Genomic DNA, 15,333 nt, shown 5'->3' with positions numbered 1-15,333 from the left:
AATTGAGGTGTTTGGCAGAAATGAGTTTGACTGACAGAATTGAACATGTAAAAACGCGTATTGCCGACGTATGCCGGCAGACGGGCCGAAGCCCGGAATCCATCCATGTGATTGCCGTCACGAAATACGTGTCGTTGGACACGACACGAGAAGTGCTGGACCTTGGGCTTGTCCATATCGGCGAGAACCGCTGGCAGGATGTGAAGTCGAAGTGGGAGGCGCTCCATGAGCGCGGCACATGGCATTTTCTTGGCCATTTGCAGACGAATAAAGTGAAGGATGTTATCGGCAAGTTCGCCTATATCCATTCCCTCGACAGGATGTCGCTTGCCAAGGAATTGGACAAGCAGGCCGCCCAGCGCGGGATCAAGGTCAATTGCTTTATCCAGGTGAACGTATCCGGAGAAGAGACCAAGTATGGGGTGTCGCCTGCCCAGTTGTTCGAATTTGCAACTGAGGTCAGCCTGCTGCCGAATTTACATATTACCGGGCTTATGACCATGGCGCCATATGAGCTCGAAGCCGAAGAGACGAGACCGGTCTTTCGCGGGCTGCGGGAGCTTCGCGACGAACTGAATGAAAGGCATATATTCCCTTACGAGGTAATGGATCTATCGATGGGCATGTCCGGCGACTTCGAAGTGGCCATTGAGGAGGGCGCGACTTGGGTGCGTCTCGGCACGATTTTGGTAGGCAAAGAATTGAATTAGGAGGTACCAACGATGGGCGTATACAATAAGTTTATGAATTTCCTGGGGCTTCAAGAGGAAGAAGAAGTTGTCGAGCGCGAGAGGATCGTAGAAACACCGGAAGAACCTGAAACCAATCCTTATGAATTACGTAATAAAAATAAAGCGAATGTTGTGAGCATCCACTCTCAGAAGAATGCGCGCGTTGTGCTCAGCGAGCCGCGTACGTATGAGGAAACGCAAGATATTGCGGATCACTTGCGTTCGCGCCGATCTGTGGTCGTCAATTTACAGCGCGTTCGTGGCGACATTGCGCTTCGCATCGTGGATTTTTTAAGCGGAACGGTCTATGCATTGAATGGGTCTATCTCCAAGCTGGGACCGAACATCTTTCTGTGCACGCCGGACACCGTAGACATTCACGGACACATATCCGAGATGGTCGGCGAGGAATAGACGCATACCCTACAACCGAGGTGAAAGACTGACGTGGACACTGTTTATAGCTCTTTATACTACTTGATGGAAATTTATTATTTCATGATTATCGGGTATTTGATTCTCTCCTGGTTTCCGAACGCGCGCGACAGTTTTGTCGGAGGACTGCTTGCGAAGCTGGTTGAACCGTATTTAGCGCCTTTCCGTAAAATCATTCCAAGCATCGGCTTCATCGATCTCTCGCCGATTGTCGCCTTGATTGCGCTGCGCTTTGTCGTGATGGGCATTGCGGCGGTTATCGGGTTTATCGCGGATCTGTTCTAAATGCTGCAGAAAGAACTATACGGGCATTTTCATTCCGACGAGCATCATTTTGTCGATAAAGCGTGGGATTGGGTCGAGCGGGCCGCTAGCAACCATGCGGTGAAATTAACGGATTTTCTTGATCCGAGACAAGCTTTTATTTTGAGTTCGCTGGTCAATCGCCATCCTGACGTACACTGTCGGATGGATGGCGGCTACCCGCAGGCGGAACGACGGCGGGCGCTGATTGCCCCTGACTACCGGGTGCTGGAGGATGAAGACATGGAGATGGCGGTACTGGCCGTGTCTTCCGGCGATGGGAAGTTCCTGACATTAGAACATGGAGATTACATGGGCGCCATTCTTGGACTCGGCATGAAGCGGGACAAGATTGGCGATATTCATGTTATTGAAGGCGGTTGTCACTGCCTCATAACCCGGGATGCCGCGGATTATTTGCATCTGAACTTGTCGCAAGTGCACCGGGTGCATGTGCAGACTGAGCTGCTGCCGGTGGAGAAGCTGGTGCAGGCGAACGTTCAACTCGACGAAATCACGCTGTCGGTGGCTTCCATGCGGATGGACGGCATTGTCAGTGACGTGTTCCGGCTGAGCCGGGCGAAGGTGTTGATTCCTATCCAAGCAGGCCGCTGCCGAGTGAACTGGAAGGTCGAGGAAGATCCGAGCAAGCCGCTCAAGGAAGGCGATCTTATTTCAATGCAGGGTTTTGGCAGATTTAAAGTGCTGGAAGTGGAAGGCGTAACAAAAAAAGGGAGAATTCGCGTGAAAATCGGCAAGTACGCATAATTTGTGGAACATTTATCCACGAACGATGCAGGAATTGCCGAGTTTCTGTCGAATTTAACGGTATCGACAGGGGCTTATTTACGCTGCTCGCTTCGAACAGAGCGGCGGTAAGCTTACGAAGTCAGTTTTGCTGCGCAAAACGCTAAGGAGGGGCACTGATGCCATTAACACCGTTAGACATACATAATAAGGAGTTTACACGTTCTTTTCGCGGCTATGATGAGGATCAGGTCAATGAATTTCTGGACCAAGTCATTAAAGATTATGAAGCGCTGATTCGCGAGAATAAAGATTATCAGAATCAAACTATCGCGCTGCAAGAGCGCCTGGACCACTTCATGAACATCGAGGATTCGCTGAGCAAAACAATCATCGTCGCGCAAGAAGCGGCCGATGAAGTGCGCAATAACGCGAAGAAAGAGGCGCAACTGATTCTTAAGGAAGCCGAGAAGAACGCGGACCGGATCATTAACGAGTCTTTGACGCGTTCCCGCAAGGTCGCGCTGGAGATCGAAGAACTCAAGAAGCAAGCGTCGATTTACCGCACGCGTTTCCGGACGCTGCTTGAAGCGCAGTTGGAACTGCTGAACAACGAAGGTTGGCAGAGTATGCAGTTTGATCAGGAGAAGGTATCGGAGTAAGCAGGCAGCCTTCGGGCGCCTCGCTTATTGACTATGCCGTGTGAATTCGGTATACTCCTGTTAAGTTCAAGTTTCAAAACAACAAAGCTATGACTGGGACGAGTAGGTCGTCATCGCAGTGTCAGCGAATTAGGGTTGTGGTGTGAGCCTAATCACTGCATCGTACCGAATATCCCCCAGGAGCGTCTCTTGAAGTCTAGTAGAGAGAAACGGGTCATGCCGTTACCCATGATCGAGTGAGAAAGCTATCATTCGCTTGTTTCGGCATGGCGGATTAGTGCTTTTTAACGAGGGTGGTACCGCGAGCTAGAGTTTCTCGTCCCTTATGGGGATGGGAGGCTTTTTTTGTTTTCAGCGAAAATCAATTATTGAAGACGTGGAAGTGGAGTGAAATCGTATGGATTATGGTAAAACATTAAACCTGCTGCAAACCGATTTCCCGATGAGAGGGAATCTGCCGCAAGCCGAACCGAAGATGCAAGCGCGCTGGGAAGCGGAAGACATCTACGCGAAAGTGCAAGAGAGCCGCAAAGGCCGCGAGAAGTTCATCCTGCATGACGGGCCTCCGTATGCGAATGGCGACATTCATATCGGGCATGCGCTGAACAAGGTATTGAAAGATATTATCGTTCGTTTCAAAACGCTACAAGGCTACGACGCGCCTTACGTCCCAGGTTGGGATACGCACGGCTTGCCGATCGAGCAAGTGATCACGAACAGCGGCAAAGTCGACCGCAAAAAAATGACCGTGCCGGAGTTCCGGCAGTACTGCGCCGAATATGCGCTGCAATCCGTGGAAAAACAAAAAAGCCAATTTCAGCGCTTAGGCATTCGCGGGGACTTCAAGAACCCGTACATCACCTTGCAGCCGGAATACGAAGCGCAGCAAATCCGCGTGTTCGGCACGATGGTACAGCGCGGTTATATCTATAAAGGCTTGAAGCCGGTCTACTGGTCTCCATCCTCCGAAAGTGCACTCGCCGAAGCGGAAATTGAGTACAAAGAGAAAACGTCCACTTCGATCTACGTGGCTTTCCCTGTCAAAGACGGCAAAGGCAAGCTGCCGCAAGATGCGGCGATCGTCATCTGGACGACGACGCCTTGGACGCTGCCAGCGAACCTTGGCATCTCTGTCCACCCAGACTTTGAGTATGCCGTCGTACAAGTTGAAGGCAAGAAATATGTGCTGGCGCAAGGGCTGCTCGCCGCTGCGGCGAAAGAAATCGGCTGGAGTCAGTACGAAGTGCTCTCGACGGTGAAAGGCAGCGAGCTGGAGTTCGTGACGTGCCAGCATCCATTCTATGACCGCGAGTCGCTTGTGATGGTCGGCGAGCATGTCACGCTTGAAGCAGGGACAGGCTGCGTTCACACGGCGCCCGGTCACGGGGAAGATGACTTCGCGATCGGCCAACGCTATAACCTGGGTGTCCTGTGTCCTGTGGACGATCAAGGTCATTTTACAAGTGAAGCACCTGGCTATGAAGGCCTCTTCTATGAAAAAGGCGGCAAGCTGATTGTCGAGCAGCTGAAAGAAACCGGCTTGCTGCTCAAATCCGGCGAAATCCAGCACCAATACGCGCATGACTGGCGGACGAAAAAGCCGGTGATCTACCGAGCGACGGAGCAATGGTTCGCTTCGATTGATAAGTTCAGACAAGAAATGCTGGAAGAAATCAAAAAAGTGAAATGGACGCCGGAGTGGGGCGAAGTTCGCCTGCATAATATGATCGCGGACCGCGGAGACTGGTGTATTTCCCGTCAGCGCGCGTGGGGCGTGCCGATTCCGATTTTCTATTGCCGCAGCTGTAACGAGCCGCTCGTCAACGAGACGACGATCGAGCATGTTGCGCAGTTGTTCGAGCAAGAAGGCTCCAACGCTTGGTTCATCAAAGACGAGAAAGATTTGCTGCCATCGGGCACAACCTGCGCGAAATGCGGACACCACGAGTTCCGCAAGGAAACGGACATCATGGACGTATGGTTCGATTCCGGCTCCTCCCATGTGGCAGTGCTGGAAACACGCCCTGAGCTGCAATGGCCGGCCGACCTGTACCTGGAAGGCTCCGACCAATACCGCGGCTGGTTCAACTCCTCGCTGATCACAGGCGTAGCGACCCGTGAACAAGCGCCTTACAAAGGCATCCTGAGCCACGGCTTTACTCTTGACGGCGAAGGCCGTAAAATGTCCAAATCGATCGGCAACACCATCGATCCGAATGTCGTGTGCGGCAAGCTGGGCGCGGATATTTTGCGGTTATGGGTATCCTCCGTCGACTATCAGGCCGATCACCGGATTTCGGATAACATCTTGAATCAAACGTCGGAAGTATACCGGAAAATCCGGAACACACTCCGTTTCTTGCTGGGTAATCTCACGTCGTTCGACCCTGCGGCAGACCGCGTAGAAGTGGAGAAACTGTCCGAGCTTGACCGTTACGCGATGATCCGCCTCAATCGCATGATTGAGAAGGTTGTCAAAGCGTACGACACGTACGATTTCCACGTGGTGTACCAAACGATCCACCATTTCTGCGCAGTAGAAATGAGTTCGTTCTACCTGGACATTATCAAAGACCGTCTGTACGCAAACGCAGCGAACGATCCGGCCCGCAAAGCTTCGCAAACGGTGCTGTACGCCGCGCTGAACGCGATCACGAAGCTGATTTCCCCGATTCTGCCGCATACGGCGGACGAGGTATGGCAGTACATTCCGGGTGTAGAGCTTAGCTCTGTGCAAATGGCCGAGCTTCCTGAAGTTGACGCGGGCGCCTATGACGAGAAACTCGAAAGCAAATGGAACTCCTTCCTGGAAGTTCGGGATGAAGTGCTGAAAGCGCTGGAAGAAGCACGCACCCAAAAAGTGATCGGCAATTCGCTTGGCGCGGCGGTGCATCTGTATCCAAACGAAAGCATGGCGGCGTTCCTAGCCGGCTTTGACCAATTGGATCAATTGTTCATCGTGTCCGGTGTTGTCGTGCACCCGGCTGGAACAGCGGCTCCGGAAGGCGCGCATGAGGCGAAGGACGTCGCGGTAGCTGTTAAGGTAGCGGACGGCGAGAAATGCGAACGCTGCTGGATCGTGACGCCGGAAGTCGGGCAAAGTAAAGACCATCCGACGCTTTGCGTACGATGCAACGATGTCGTGACGACTCACTATCACGCGTAAAAAGAAACAAACGAGCTTTCGCAGATAGCGAAGCTCGTTTGTCCTGTTTTTCGGATAGCGGCTAATCATCCAGATCGGCGACAGGTTCCTTTTCAAGGAACGGATCTCCTTCGCCGTTGTCCATATAATCTCGGTACGCGCGGCTGCGAACAATGGTAACATGCTCGCCGTACAAGTCGGTGGCGACGAAGCTTTCGAACGGTTCGACATAGCCTTCAAGCTCGTCGGATTCGATATACATGTCGTCATAGTTTTCCACCTGGTTGGATTCCGCCATGGCTGGAGAATCCGAGTTGCCCCAGCGTTCAACGATTTGCCAGGCGTCTTCGCCGTCAAATTCGGTTTCATCGTTTCGCTCATCAAAGCTGGTTCGACCAAATGGCGGATAGAGCACCTGCTCTTCGACAGGCCGACGGAACGACTGTTCGGGATCAGGCACGTGCTGGATGCAGGTTAAAGCCGTAGGAATCGTCTGCAGCCGTTCAAACGGGATTTGGGCTCCGCAATAGACACAAGCCCCGTAATCGCCGCGATCTATGGCTGCGAGTGCCTCATTGATTTGTTCAAGCTGCTGCTCGGCGTGCTCATTCAGTGAAATATCTTTTTCGCGTTCATACAACTCTGTCCCGGTATCTCCTGGATGATTGTCGTAGGCCGACAAGTCCCCGGTTGTATCGGCGAGAGCGTTGCCGAGGCCGTAATGATCGTTTCGGGCAAAATGTTTTTCTAAACTTACTTTTTCCTCCAATAATTGCACATACAGCGAATGGATTTGTTCATCGGATAAATGGCTCATCAGTCCACAGCTCCCTTCTAACAGCTGATCCATACTGAATAGCATGCCGTGTGAACGCTTGTTTTAGTGAGGTAATTCCTTGTAAAAAAGGAACGTCAAGCTCGAAATTGCAGGAGGATGTCTATGAAAAAAGCTTATTTGTACGCACTTTATGCAGTGATTGTTTTAGCTCTGGACCAAATTTCCAAGTGGATCATCGTGAAAGAGATTCCGATTGGCGAAGAACGTCCAGTAATCGGGGATTTCTTCATGATTACCTCGCATCGGAACAGAGGCGCGGCTTTTGGCATTTTGCAGAATCAGCGTTGGTTCTTCATCGTCATTACGATTCTGATTGTAGCCGGCATTATCTGGTACATGTCGCGGACGATTCGCGAAGGTAAAGCGCTGCTTTCTTTTGCGCTCAGCCTGCTGCTTGGCGGCGCGATCGGGAACTTTGTCAACCGGGCCTTGTTCGGTGAGGTTGTTGACTTCTTGCAGTTTACGTTTGATTTTACACTGTTCGGCAAAGCGATCTACTATGTGTACCCGATTTTCAACATCGCAGATTCCGCGATTGTCGTCGGGGTCATCCTGATTTTCATCGATTCGATCCTGGCGGCACGCAAAGAGAAAAAAGGAGCTACCAATGAACACAAACCAGACCTCACCTGATGAAGCGGCATTCGAACTCCTCGAATGGACGGTGGAAGCCGAATTTGCCGGTGAACGCATCGATAAATTCATTACTGAAGCTGTGGAAGAGGATGTCTCGCGGACGCTCGTTCAGATGTGGGTGAAAGACGGTCACGCCAAAGTGAACGGCAAAGTAGTCAAAGCCAATTATAAGCTGAGCCTGGGAGATGTCATTGGCCTGATCGTGCCGGAACCGCAGGGCGTGGAGCTTGTGGCTGAGCCGATTCCCATTGAAGTCGTCTACGAGGACAGCGATGTGATCGTGATTAACAAGCAGCGCGGCCTTGTCGTCCATCCGGCGCCAGGGCATTATTCGGGCACGCTGGTGAATGCGCTGATGCATCACTGCAAGGATCTTTCCGGCATCAACGGCGAGCTGCGCCCAGGCATCGTACACCGCATCGACAAGGACACGTCAGGCCTCATTATGGCGGCTAAAAACGATAAAGCGCACGCCAGCCTCGCTGAGCAGCTCAAAGCACATACGGTAAATCGCAAATACATCGCCCTGGTACATGGCAATCTGCAGCACGACAACGGCACCATTGACGCGCCAATCGGCCGAGATTCGCATGACCGCAAAATGTATACGGTCACCGACAAGAACAGCAAGCACGCGGTCACGCATTTTGTCGTGCTGGAGCGTTTCGGCGATTATACGCTGGTTGAGCTTAAGCTGGAAACCGGACGGACGCATCAGATCCGCGTTCACATGAAATTTATCGGCCATCCGCTGGTCGGCGACCCGATGTACGGCAAAAGTAAGGGCATGCTAATGGACGGTCAAGCGCTTCACGCGGCGGTCCTCGGCTTCAAGCATCCGCGCACAGCGGAATGGCTGCAATTCGAAGCGCCGATTCCGGCAGATATGGAGCAATTGATTCAAACGATTCGCACGAAGTAGACGAGCATTCTGCATGAAGGGAGAACGGATCCGTGCTTGAGCATCTCATTAATCCGGAAGTGAAGGATATTCAAATTTCCGGTATTCGCAAAATTTCCAACCTTGTCAGCACCATTCCGGGTGCTTTGACGTTGACCATTGGCCAGCCGGATTTTCCGACGCCGCGCCACATTATCGAAGCGGGACAGCGGGCGCTGGATCAAAATAAAACCGTGTATACGCCAAATCCCGGCTTGCCGGAATTGCGTGAGGCGGTCTCTCATTTTGTGAACGTCAAATATGGACAGCAGTACCGCGCGGCGGATGAAATCATCGTCACCGCAGGCGCCAGTGAAGCGGTTGATATTACGCTGCGGACGATTTTGACACCGGGGGCGGAGGTCATCCTGCCCGCCCCGATTTACCCCGGCTATGAGCCGCTGATCCGGCTCGCCGGTGCGGTTCCGGTCTATGTGGACACGAGACCGAACGGCCTTAAGCTTACGGCGGAACTGCTTGAGCCGCATCTTACAGACAAGACGCGCTGCGTCATCTTGTGTTATCCGTCCAACCCGACGGGGCAAGTGCTCAGCGAACAGGAGCTGGCGGATTTGGCGGCGTTGCTCGCCGATCGGGAGCTGTTTATTTTATCCGACGAGATTTACAGCGAGTTGGTTTACAGCGTGCAGCATCGCTCGATCGCGACGATTGGCAATCTGCGTGAGAAAACAATCGTGATTAACGGCTTGTCCAAGTCTCATGCGATGACAGGCTGGCGGATCGGCTTCACGATGGCGCCGGCATATTTGACGGCCCATATGGTGAAGGTGCACCAGTATAACGTGACCTGCGCGAGCTCGATCAGCCAGTACGCCGCATTAGAGGCGTTGACCGTCGGCATCGACGATGCGCTGCCAATGCGCGAGGCTTATGTGCAGCGCCGCGACTATGTGTATGACCGGCTAATTGCGATGGGCTTTGAGCTGGATAAGCCGGATGGCGCGTTTTATTTGTTCCCGTCGATCGCCAAGTTCGGCCTGAGCTCGCAGGAATTCGCCATGCGGCTGCTCCAGGAGGAGCATGTCGCGGTCGTGCCGGGCGATGCATTTACCGCCTACGGCGAGGGCTACATTCGTATTTCCTATGCGTACGCGCAGGAAGTATTGGAAACTGCTTTGGAGCGCTTAGCACGATTCGTTCAGAAGCTATAAGGGAAAGGGACCGTAGGCTGTGAAAAAGCCGCGGTTCTTTTTCATTTTGCAGGAACAAGGTTGAATCTCGCTTGCTTTTCAGGTAAGATTAGAACATATTATTCATATAGTTGTCGTGACAACTAATTTGATAGGGGAGGCCGCTGTTTCATGGCTGATGACAATGCACTAGATCTTTCAATCGGGTTTCAAATGGGGGTAACGTATCGGAAGCTGTCCAATTATTTGCTGTTCCGGTTGAAAGAACACGAGATTACGCCGGAGCAATGGTCTGTGCTGTATCAAGTCGACCGCGAGGACGGCCTGATGCAAAAAGAAATTGCCGAGCGTTCGGGCAAGGACCGTCCGACGATTACACGCATTTTGGACCATTTGGAAAATAAGGGCTATGTGCTGAAAAAAACGGGAGATAACGATCGCCGCTCGTTTCTGGTTTTTATGACGGAGAAGGGGAAGGCGTTGATTGCGGAGACGCTGCCAATTGAACAGAACGTCATTCAGGAGATAAAGGGCTGCATGAGTGACGAGGAATACGCCCAGTTGATGAAGCTGCTTCATCGGATCAATCACCATGTGAATGAAATAATGCCACGGTAATCTGCCGTAACCAAGGAGGATACATCATGACCATCTCCGAAGAAAGGTCCCGCTTATGGACGACATCCTTCGTTTGTTTGACGATTGCTTCGTTTTTATTGTTTTTGAATTTGCAGGAACTGCTGTCTTCCTTTCCGGCGTATGCGAAAGAAACGTTCGCTGCCGGTGATGTGGCGGTCAGTCTCCTCACCAGTTTATTTGCGCTGTCTGCGATTGCCACGCGGTTTGCTACGGCCGCGCTGATGCGGAAGGTGCATCGCAATGTGCTGCTGTTCATCGGCTTGGGCGTGGCCGTGCTGATTACGCTCAGCTACATGTGGGCAGGCTCGCTGGGCTCCTTGCTGCTGATGCGCATTGGCTATGGCATCGGCTTCGGGATGGCGTCGACGATCATCCCGACGCTGGTATCGCAAATTATTCCGGCTTCACGCATTGGAGAGGGGATCGGCTATTTCGGCCTTTCAACTTCGTTGGCCATGTCCATCGGCCCGATGATAGGGCTGAACTTGATGAAGCATGCCGGCTGGCAGACGTTGACGATCACCGGCGCGGTGACGGCATTCGCGATCTTTCCGCTGCTGCTGCTTTCGCGCGCGATTCCGGCGAAACCGCAGGCGGTGGCGCCGGGCGAGGCCGCCAAGGCATCAGCCGCCGAGGAGGCAGCATCTTTCCGTAAAAACAGGCTGCTTTACCCGGCGCTGCTCAATGTCCTGCTGTCGATTACGTACAGCGGGCTGCTGAGCTTCATCGCTTTGTTCGGGCAAGCGGTCCACCTGGAGCAGGTCGGTTTGTTCTTCCTGTTCAACGCGATCACGATTGTCTTGATCCGTCCGATTTCCGGGAAACTGTTTGACCGCAGAGGCCCCGCAGCGGTGCTTATTCCCGCGGCTGCGAGCGTCGTCGCCAGCATGCTGCTGCTGTCGTTCACAACAACAACGCCGCTCCTGATCGCGTCTGCGCTGCTTTACGGGCTCGGTTTCGGGGCGATTCAGCCGACGATTCAAGCCTGGATGCTTCGCATGACGCCGAAAGCGCAGCATAGCATGGCGAACAGCCTTTTTTATAATTCTACGGATCTGGGCGTCGCAATTGGGGCATTCTTGCTCGGCTCGATTGCGGCAGTTACAGGGTACGCAACGATGTACAGATATTCCGCGGGCTTCATGCTCTTATTTTTGATTCTATTTATCGGGAGACTTCTGTTTGGAAGAAATCGGTCATCTGCGGTTATCAGTCTGCCTCAATAGCGGACGGTTCCTGCAGCAGACGAATCAGTTCGCGCAGCGCGCTGCTGTTAAAGGCGTCTTTTCGCGTGATGAATTCGGTGTTGATATAACGATAAGGGGAGGGAACGGTGTGCGTGCGCATCGTTCCCTCTTTGACGTATTTGTTCGCGACGGTTTTCGGGACCAAGGAAATACCCAGGCCAGCAGCCACACCGCCCAGAATCGCCTCCAAAGTGCCAAATTCCATCATGGGCGGCTGGGAAGGGCCGAGTGTGGCGAGCCATGCCTGTAAAATTTCCCGGTACGAGCAACCGGTTGAAAAGACGAGAACCGGCTTGCTCACGGCCTCTTCCAAGGCTGTGACAGCGGGCGTGGAAACGATGACCAGCTCCTCGGGGAAAGCGATGACTGAGGTGAGCTCGGGATGTTCGAAGCTGCCGCCGATAAAGGCGCCGTCGAGCTCGTAGTGGAGCATGCGGTCGATGAGATCGGCCGTATGTCCAGTGGTGAGAGACAGCTGAACGCCCGGAAACTGCTGATAGTATTTTGTCAGCAGCGCAGGCAGGCGCACCGCGGCACAAGTTTGCGTCGAACCGATGGCGAGCATGCCGTATGGTTTGTTCCGATCGGTGAGAGCCAGCTTGGCTTCATCCAGCAGTCCGATAATTTTATCGGCATAGGTCAGAAGCAGCTTGCCGCTGGATGTCAGCGACATGCCGCGTGGATGGCGATTGAACAAAGGTGAGCCGATTTCGGATTCAAGCGATTGGATGCGCGCTGTGACATTCGACTGCACATAACCTAACTGCTGAGCGGCCTTCGTGATGGTGCCTTCTCGCGCCACCATTTGAAACATGCGTAGCTCTGAGCTTTCCATGGTTGTGATTGCTCCCTTCTATTAGGTATCAGATATTGTGATGGATCTTATCAAATACAATCATTATACATAATAGGCAACCTCTACTACAATAACGGTAAACCAATAACAGATTGGAATCGGAGGTTGTGTGGATGGAGAGACAGACAAGATTGGCACCTTGGAAATTTGCTGTGCTGCTTATTTTAACGACGTTTGTGATGGGCATCGCATTCCCTATTGGCAAAATGGGACTTGCGTATGCGCCGCCTTTCTTCTTGATGGGGATTCGCTACGTGCTGGCAGGTGGATTGCTGGCGATATTGGCCGCACGGAGGCCACGGCCGAAGGGGAGAACGTCATGGCTGCAGGTGGCTGTGATCGGTTTATGCCAAACCGCGGGGGTTATGGGATTTTGCTACTACAGCATGCACTGGATTACGGCCAGCGAGTCGTCGATCATTACGTTTATGAGCCCATTGCTAGTCGTGGTGCTGGGAGCACTTCTGTTGAGAGCGGTATACAGCTTGCGTCAATGGCTGGGGGTAGTGGTCGGATTCGTCGGCGTTATCTCCACCCTCGGGTTCCAACTGCGGCTTCAGGGCGGCATCGTGCTCGGTCTTGCAGGGGCGTTGTGCTTCGCGGCGGCTACCCTGCTGATTAAGAGATGGGGAGCGGAGATCGATGCCATTGTCCTTGCTGCCTATCAAATGCTGTTCGGTGGAGTGATTTTGCTGCTGTTGAGCGTTGGGACTGAGCATCCGGCGATGGTGTTGACGCCTTCCTCCATCGGTATTCTGTTAGTTCTTGTTATTCTCTGCTCGATTGTGCAGTTTTCCGTTTGGTTTTATTTGCTTGGGCAAGGCGATCCGGCTAAGACGAGTTCCTTTCTGTTCTTGGTTCCGTTCTTCGGCGTATTGTCCAGTTGGCTGCTCTTAGGTGAGCAGATCCGTTGGTATGTCGGCGTCGGCGGTGCGCTGATTGGCGTTGGCATCTATATGGTGAATGGCGGAGGGCAGCGTGTGAAATCGAAGCAGACGGGGAGAGTGCGAGACGGTGCCGTTATATAAAAAAGAGGAGCAAGGTACCTGAGTAGGTATCTTGCTCCTTTTTGTTCACAGGTGAGATTAGACGGATTTGTACTCCAAATACGCCGTAATCGTAGTAATCGCCAAATCAATCGCATCCTCGTCGGGATTCAGCTTCGCATGATGCAGGCCATGCGGTGTATCGACGCCAAGCCAGAACATGAAGCCCGGAATCTGCTCCAGGAAGTAACCGAAATCTTCCCCAGTCATCGCCTCGGTGCACTCCACAAGCGTAACATTGTCCCGCCCTTTCAGCCAGTCCATGAACTCCCTGGTCACATCAGGCGTATTAAACACCTGCATGTAGTTCGAACCGTAGTCGATCTTCGCTTCGCATTCGAAGGAAGCCTCGATGCCCGCAGTGATCGCTTCGATCCGGCGCTTTACTTGCCGCATGGAATCGGCGGATAAGGTGCGAATTGTACCTTCCAGCCGCGCGTTCTCGGCGATGATGTTCTGCTTCGTGCCGGCCTCCAACTTGCCGATCGTAACGACGGCGGCGTCCAGCGGATTCACGTTCCGCGAGACGATCGTCTGCAACTGGCCGACCATTTGCGCCGCTGCGATAATCATATCGTTGGCGCGGTGCGGATATGCCGCATGGCCGCCTGTGCCGTGCAGGTCGATGAACAGCTCGGACGTGTTCGCGAACAAAATTTCAGGCCGCGTCGCAATCGTGCCGACCGGATATTCCGGCGCGATGTGCAGCGCCAGCATTTGATCCGGTTTCCAGTCCTGGAACTCTTCCGCGCCCAGCATCGGCAGTGCACCGCCAGGACCTTCCTCCGCGGGCTGGAACAACACAACGAGATCATCTTTCATGGGATGATGCACGAAGTGCGTGACGACACCCATGCCGATCGACATGTGGAAGTCGTGCCCGCAGGCGTGCATATAGCCGGGATGCTCGGAAGGGAACGGCAGTCCCGTATCCTCGGGAATCGGCAGCCCGTCCATATCGGCGCGATAGCCGAAACGCTTTGCAGGATTCAAACCGCGGATATAAACAAGAATGCCGGTACGCCAAGTGCGTATCGACATTCGGTGTTGAGGCAGCTTGCTGAGTTCGTCCAGCAGCAGCATCTGCGTTTTGAATTCCTGAAAGCCGGGCTCCGGGATTTGATGCAGCTTGCGCCGCAGTTCAACAAAGGGGCTCAGCATATCAGTATCCTCCGGTACGGCTTACAGCTTGCGAAGATCCGCAAGAATTTCCGTTTTGGATTTGGTTTTGTCGTCAACTTTCTTGATCACGCGAGCAGGAGCGCCTGCAACGACAGTGAACGGCTCAACATCTTGCGTTACGACCGCGCCAGCAGCAACAACGGAACCTTGTCCAATGCGCACGCCTTCGAGGATAACTGCGTTTGCGCCGATCAGCACGTCGTCTTCAACGACGCAAGGTTGAGCGGAAGGAGGCTCGATTACACCGGCTACAACCGCGCCTGCGCCGATGTGGCACATTTTACCGATTTGCGCACGGCCGCCAAGCACTGCATTCATGTCGATCATCGTGCCGTCACCGACGGATGCGCCGATGTTGATGAGCGCGCCCATCATGATGACGGCATTGTCGCCAATGTGCACTTTGTCGCGGATAACCGCGCCTGGCTCGATACGAGCGTTGATCGGTTTCAGATCCAGCGTAGGGATAGCGGAGTTGCGGCGGTCGGATTCAACAACATAATCCACGACTTTATCTTTATTGGCTTCCAGGACAGGCGCGATTTCGCTCCACTCGCCGAAAACGACGCCGCTTCCGCCGGAGATAAACGCTTGGCTGCCTTCGCCAAATTCAAGGCCGTCCAGGTTTCCTTTTACGTATACTTTGACAGGGGTTTTCTTTTTGCTGTCGCGGATAAATTGGATAATTTCCAGTGTGTTCATTTCAGACATGGTGACATCTCCTTCAAAAATATGATTGACTCTCCTATCTTAGCAGAAAGCCGACAGGAGAGCC

At 53.2% G+C, this 15,333-nt stretch carries 16 protein-coding genes and 1 other annotated feature; of the genes, 12 read left to right on the top strand and 4 right to left on the bottom strand.

Going from position 1 to position 15,333, the window contains the following annotated elements; translation table 11 throughout:
• Positions 1 to 20 precede the first annotated feature (20 nt).
• From ABE504_RS05570 to ileS, 6 genes are all read left to right on the top strand, one after another.
• Positions 21 to 710, top strand: a complete 690-nt coding sequence (locus tag ABE504_RS05570; protein ID WP_430085609.1) for a YggS family pyridoxal phosphate-dependent enzyme — start codon at positions 21 to 23, stop codon at positions 708 to 710.
• 12 nt (positions 711 to 722) lie between these two features.
• The gene (locus tag ABE504_RS05565; RefSeq protein ID WP_430080047.1) at positions 723 to 1,145 is read left to right on the top strand and encodes a cell division protein SepF; all 423 of its coding nucleotides are present in this window, start codon (positions 723 to 725) and stop codon (positions 1,143 to 1,145) included.
• Between the two features lie 66 nt (positions 1,146 to 1,211).
• A complete protein-coding gene (locus tag ABE504_RS05560; protein ID WP_126144369.1) occupies positions 1,212 to 1,451 on the top strand; it encodes a YggT family protein in 240 nt (79 codons plus the stop codon).
• On the top strand, positions 1,452 to 2,237 hold the full coding sequence (locus tag ABE504_RS05555; protein ID WP_430085606.1) for an RNA-binding protein: 786 nt from the start codon (positions 1,452 to 1,454) through the stop codon (positions 2,235 to 2,237).
• Between the two features lie 158 nt (positions 2,238 to 2,395).
• A complete protein-coding gene (locus ABE504_RS05550) occupies positions 2,396 to 2,878 on the top strand; it encodes a DivIVA domain-containing protein (RefSeq protein WP_126144368.1) in 483 nt (160 codons plus the stop codon).
• 80 nt (positions 2,879 to 2,958) lie between these two features.
• Positions 2,959 to 3,205: a binding site (T-box leader), on the top strand.
• A 70-nt stretch (positions 3,206 to 3,275) separates the two neighbouring features.
• Positions 3,276 to 6,044 carry an isoleucine--tRNA ligase gene (ileS, locus tag ABE504_RS05545; RefSeq protein ID WP_430085603.1) on the top strand — a complete coding sequence of 923 codons (2,769 nt, stop codon included), beginning with the start codon at positions 3,276 to 3,278 and terminating at the stop codon, positions 6,042 to 6,044.
• A gap of 61 nt (positions 6,045 to 6,105) precedes the next feature.
• Here ileS and ABE504_RS05540 read toward each other — a convergent pair whose 3' ends face one another.
• Complete coding sequence (locus ABE504_RS05540) at positions 6,106 to 6,840, bottom strand: TraR/DksA C4-type zinc finger protein (RefSeq protein ID WP_430085600.1); 735 nt, start codon at positions 6,838 to 6,840, stop codon at positions 6,106 to 6,108.
• Positions 6,841 to 6,963: 123 nt separating this feature from the next.
• On the opposite strand from ABE504_RS05540, the gene lspA reads away from it, so the two are divergent.
• The 5 genes from lspA to ABE504_RS05515 all read left to right on the top strand — a co-directional run bounded on the left by lspA (position 6,964) and on the right by ABE504_RS05515 (position 11,453).
• Positions 6,964 to 7,494, top strand: a complete 531-nt coding sequence (gene lspA, locus ABE504_RS05535; protein ID WP_430085597.1) for a signal peptidase II — start codon at positions 6,964 to 6,966, stop codon at positions 7,492 to 7,494.
• Complete coding sequence (locus ABE504_RS05530) at positions 7,469 to 8,419, top strand: RluA family pseudouridine synthase (protein WP_430085594.1); 951 nt, start codon at positions 7,469 to 7,471, stop codon at positions 8,417 to 8,419. Before lspA ends, ABE504_RS05530 begins: the two co-directional genes overlap by 26 nt.
• A 32-nt stretch (positions 8,420 to 8,451) precedes the next feature.
• The gene (locus tag ABE504_RS05525) at positions 8,452 to 9,609 is read left to right on the top strand and encodes an aminotransferase A (RefSeq protein WP_430085592.1); all 1,158 of its coding nucleotides are present in this window, start codon (positions 8,452 to 8,454) and stop codon (positions 9,607 to 9,609) included.
• 150 nt (positions 9,610 to 9,759) lie between these two features.
• Positions 9,760 to 10,206 (top strand): MarR family winged helix-turn-helix transcriptional regulator, encoded by a 447-nt coding sequence (locus tag ABE504_RS05520; protein WP_430085590.1) that lies wholly within the window; start codon positions 9,760 to 9,762, stop codon positions 10,204 to 10,206.
• Between the two features lie 26 nt (positions 10,207 to 10,232).
• Complete coding sequence (locus ABE504_RS05515) at positions 10,233 to 11,453, top strand: MFS transporter (RefSeq protein WP_430085587.1); 1,221 nt, start codon at positions 10,233 to 10,235, stop codon at positions 11,451 to 11,453.
• On the opposite strand, the gene ABE504_RS05510 is transcribed toward ABE504_RS05515, so the two are convergent.
• Positions 11,437 to 12,309 (bottom strand): LysR family transcriptional regulator, encoded by an 873-nt coding sequence (locus tag ABE504_RS05510; protein ID WP_430085584.1) that lies wholly within the window; start codon positions 12,307 to 12,309, stop codon positions 11,437 to 11,439. The genes ABE504_RS05515 and ABE504_RS05510 overlap by 17 nt on opposite strands.
• Before the next feature lie 134 nt (positions 12,310 to 12,443).
• Here ABE504_RS05510 and ABE504_RS05505 point away from each other — a divergent pair, with 134 nt between their 5' ends.
• Entirely contained in the window at positions 12,444 to 13,358 is a 915-nt protein-coding gene (locus ABE504_RS05505) for a DMT family transporter (protein ID WP_430085581.1), read from the top strand.
• Positions 13,359 to 13,415: 57 nt separating this feature from the next.
• Here the strand turns inward: ABE504_RS05505 and ABE504_RS05500 are convergent, their stop codons facing one another.
• A complete protein-coding gene (locus tag ABE504_RS05500) occupies positions 13,416 to 14,537 on the bottom strand; it encodes an N-acetyldiaminopimelate deacetylase (protein WP_430085579.1) in 1,122 nt (373 codons plus the stop codon).
• 21 nt (positions 14,538 to 14,558) lie between these two features.
• Entirely contained in the window at positions 14,559 to 15,269 is a 711-nt protein-coding gene (gene dapD / locus ABE504_RS05495; protein ID WP_126144415.1) for a 2,3,4,5-tetrahydropyridine-2,6-dicarboxylate N-acetyltransferase, read from the bottom strand.
• Positions 15,270 to 15,333 lie beyond the last annotated feature (64 nt).

The sequence above is a fragment of the Paenibacillus oryzisoli genome (assembly GCF_050467285.1).
Taxonomy (GTDB): Bacteria; Bacillota; Bacilli; order Paenibacillales; family NBRC-103111; genus Paenibacillus_E; species Paenibacillus_E oryzisoli_A.
Note: the sequence above shows the minus strand (reverse complement) of the source record. Positions and strands in the feature narration are given on the sequence as shown.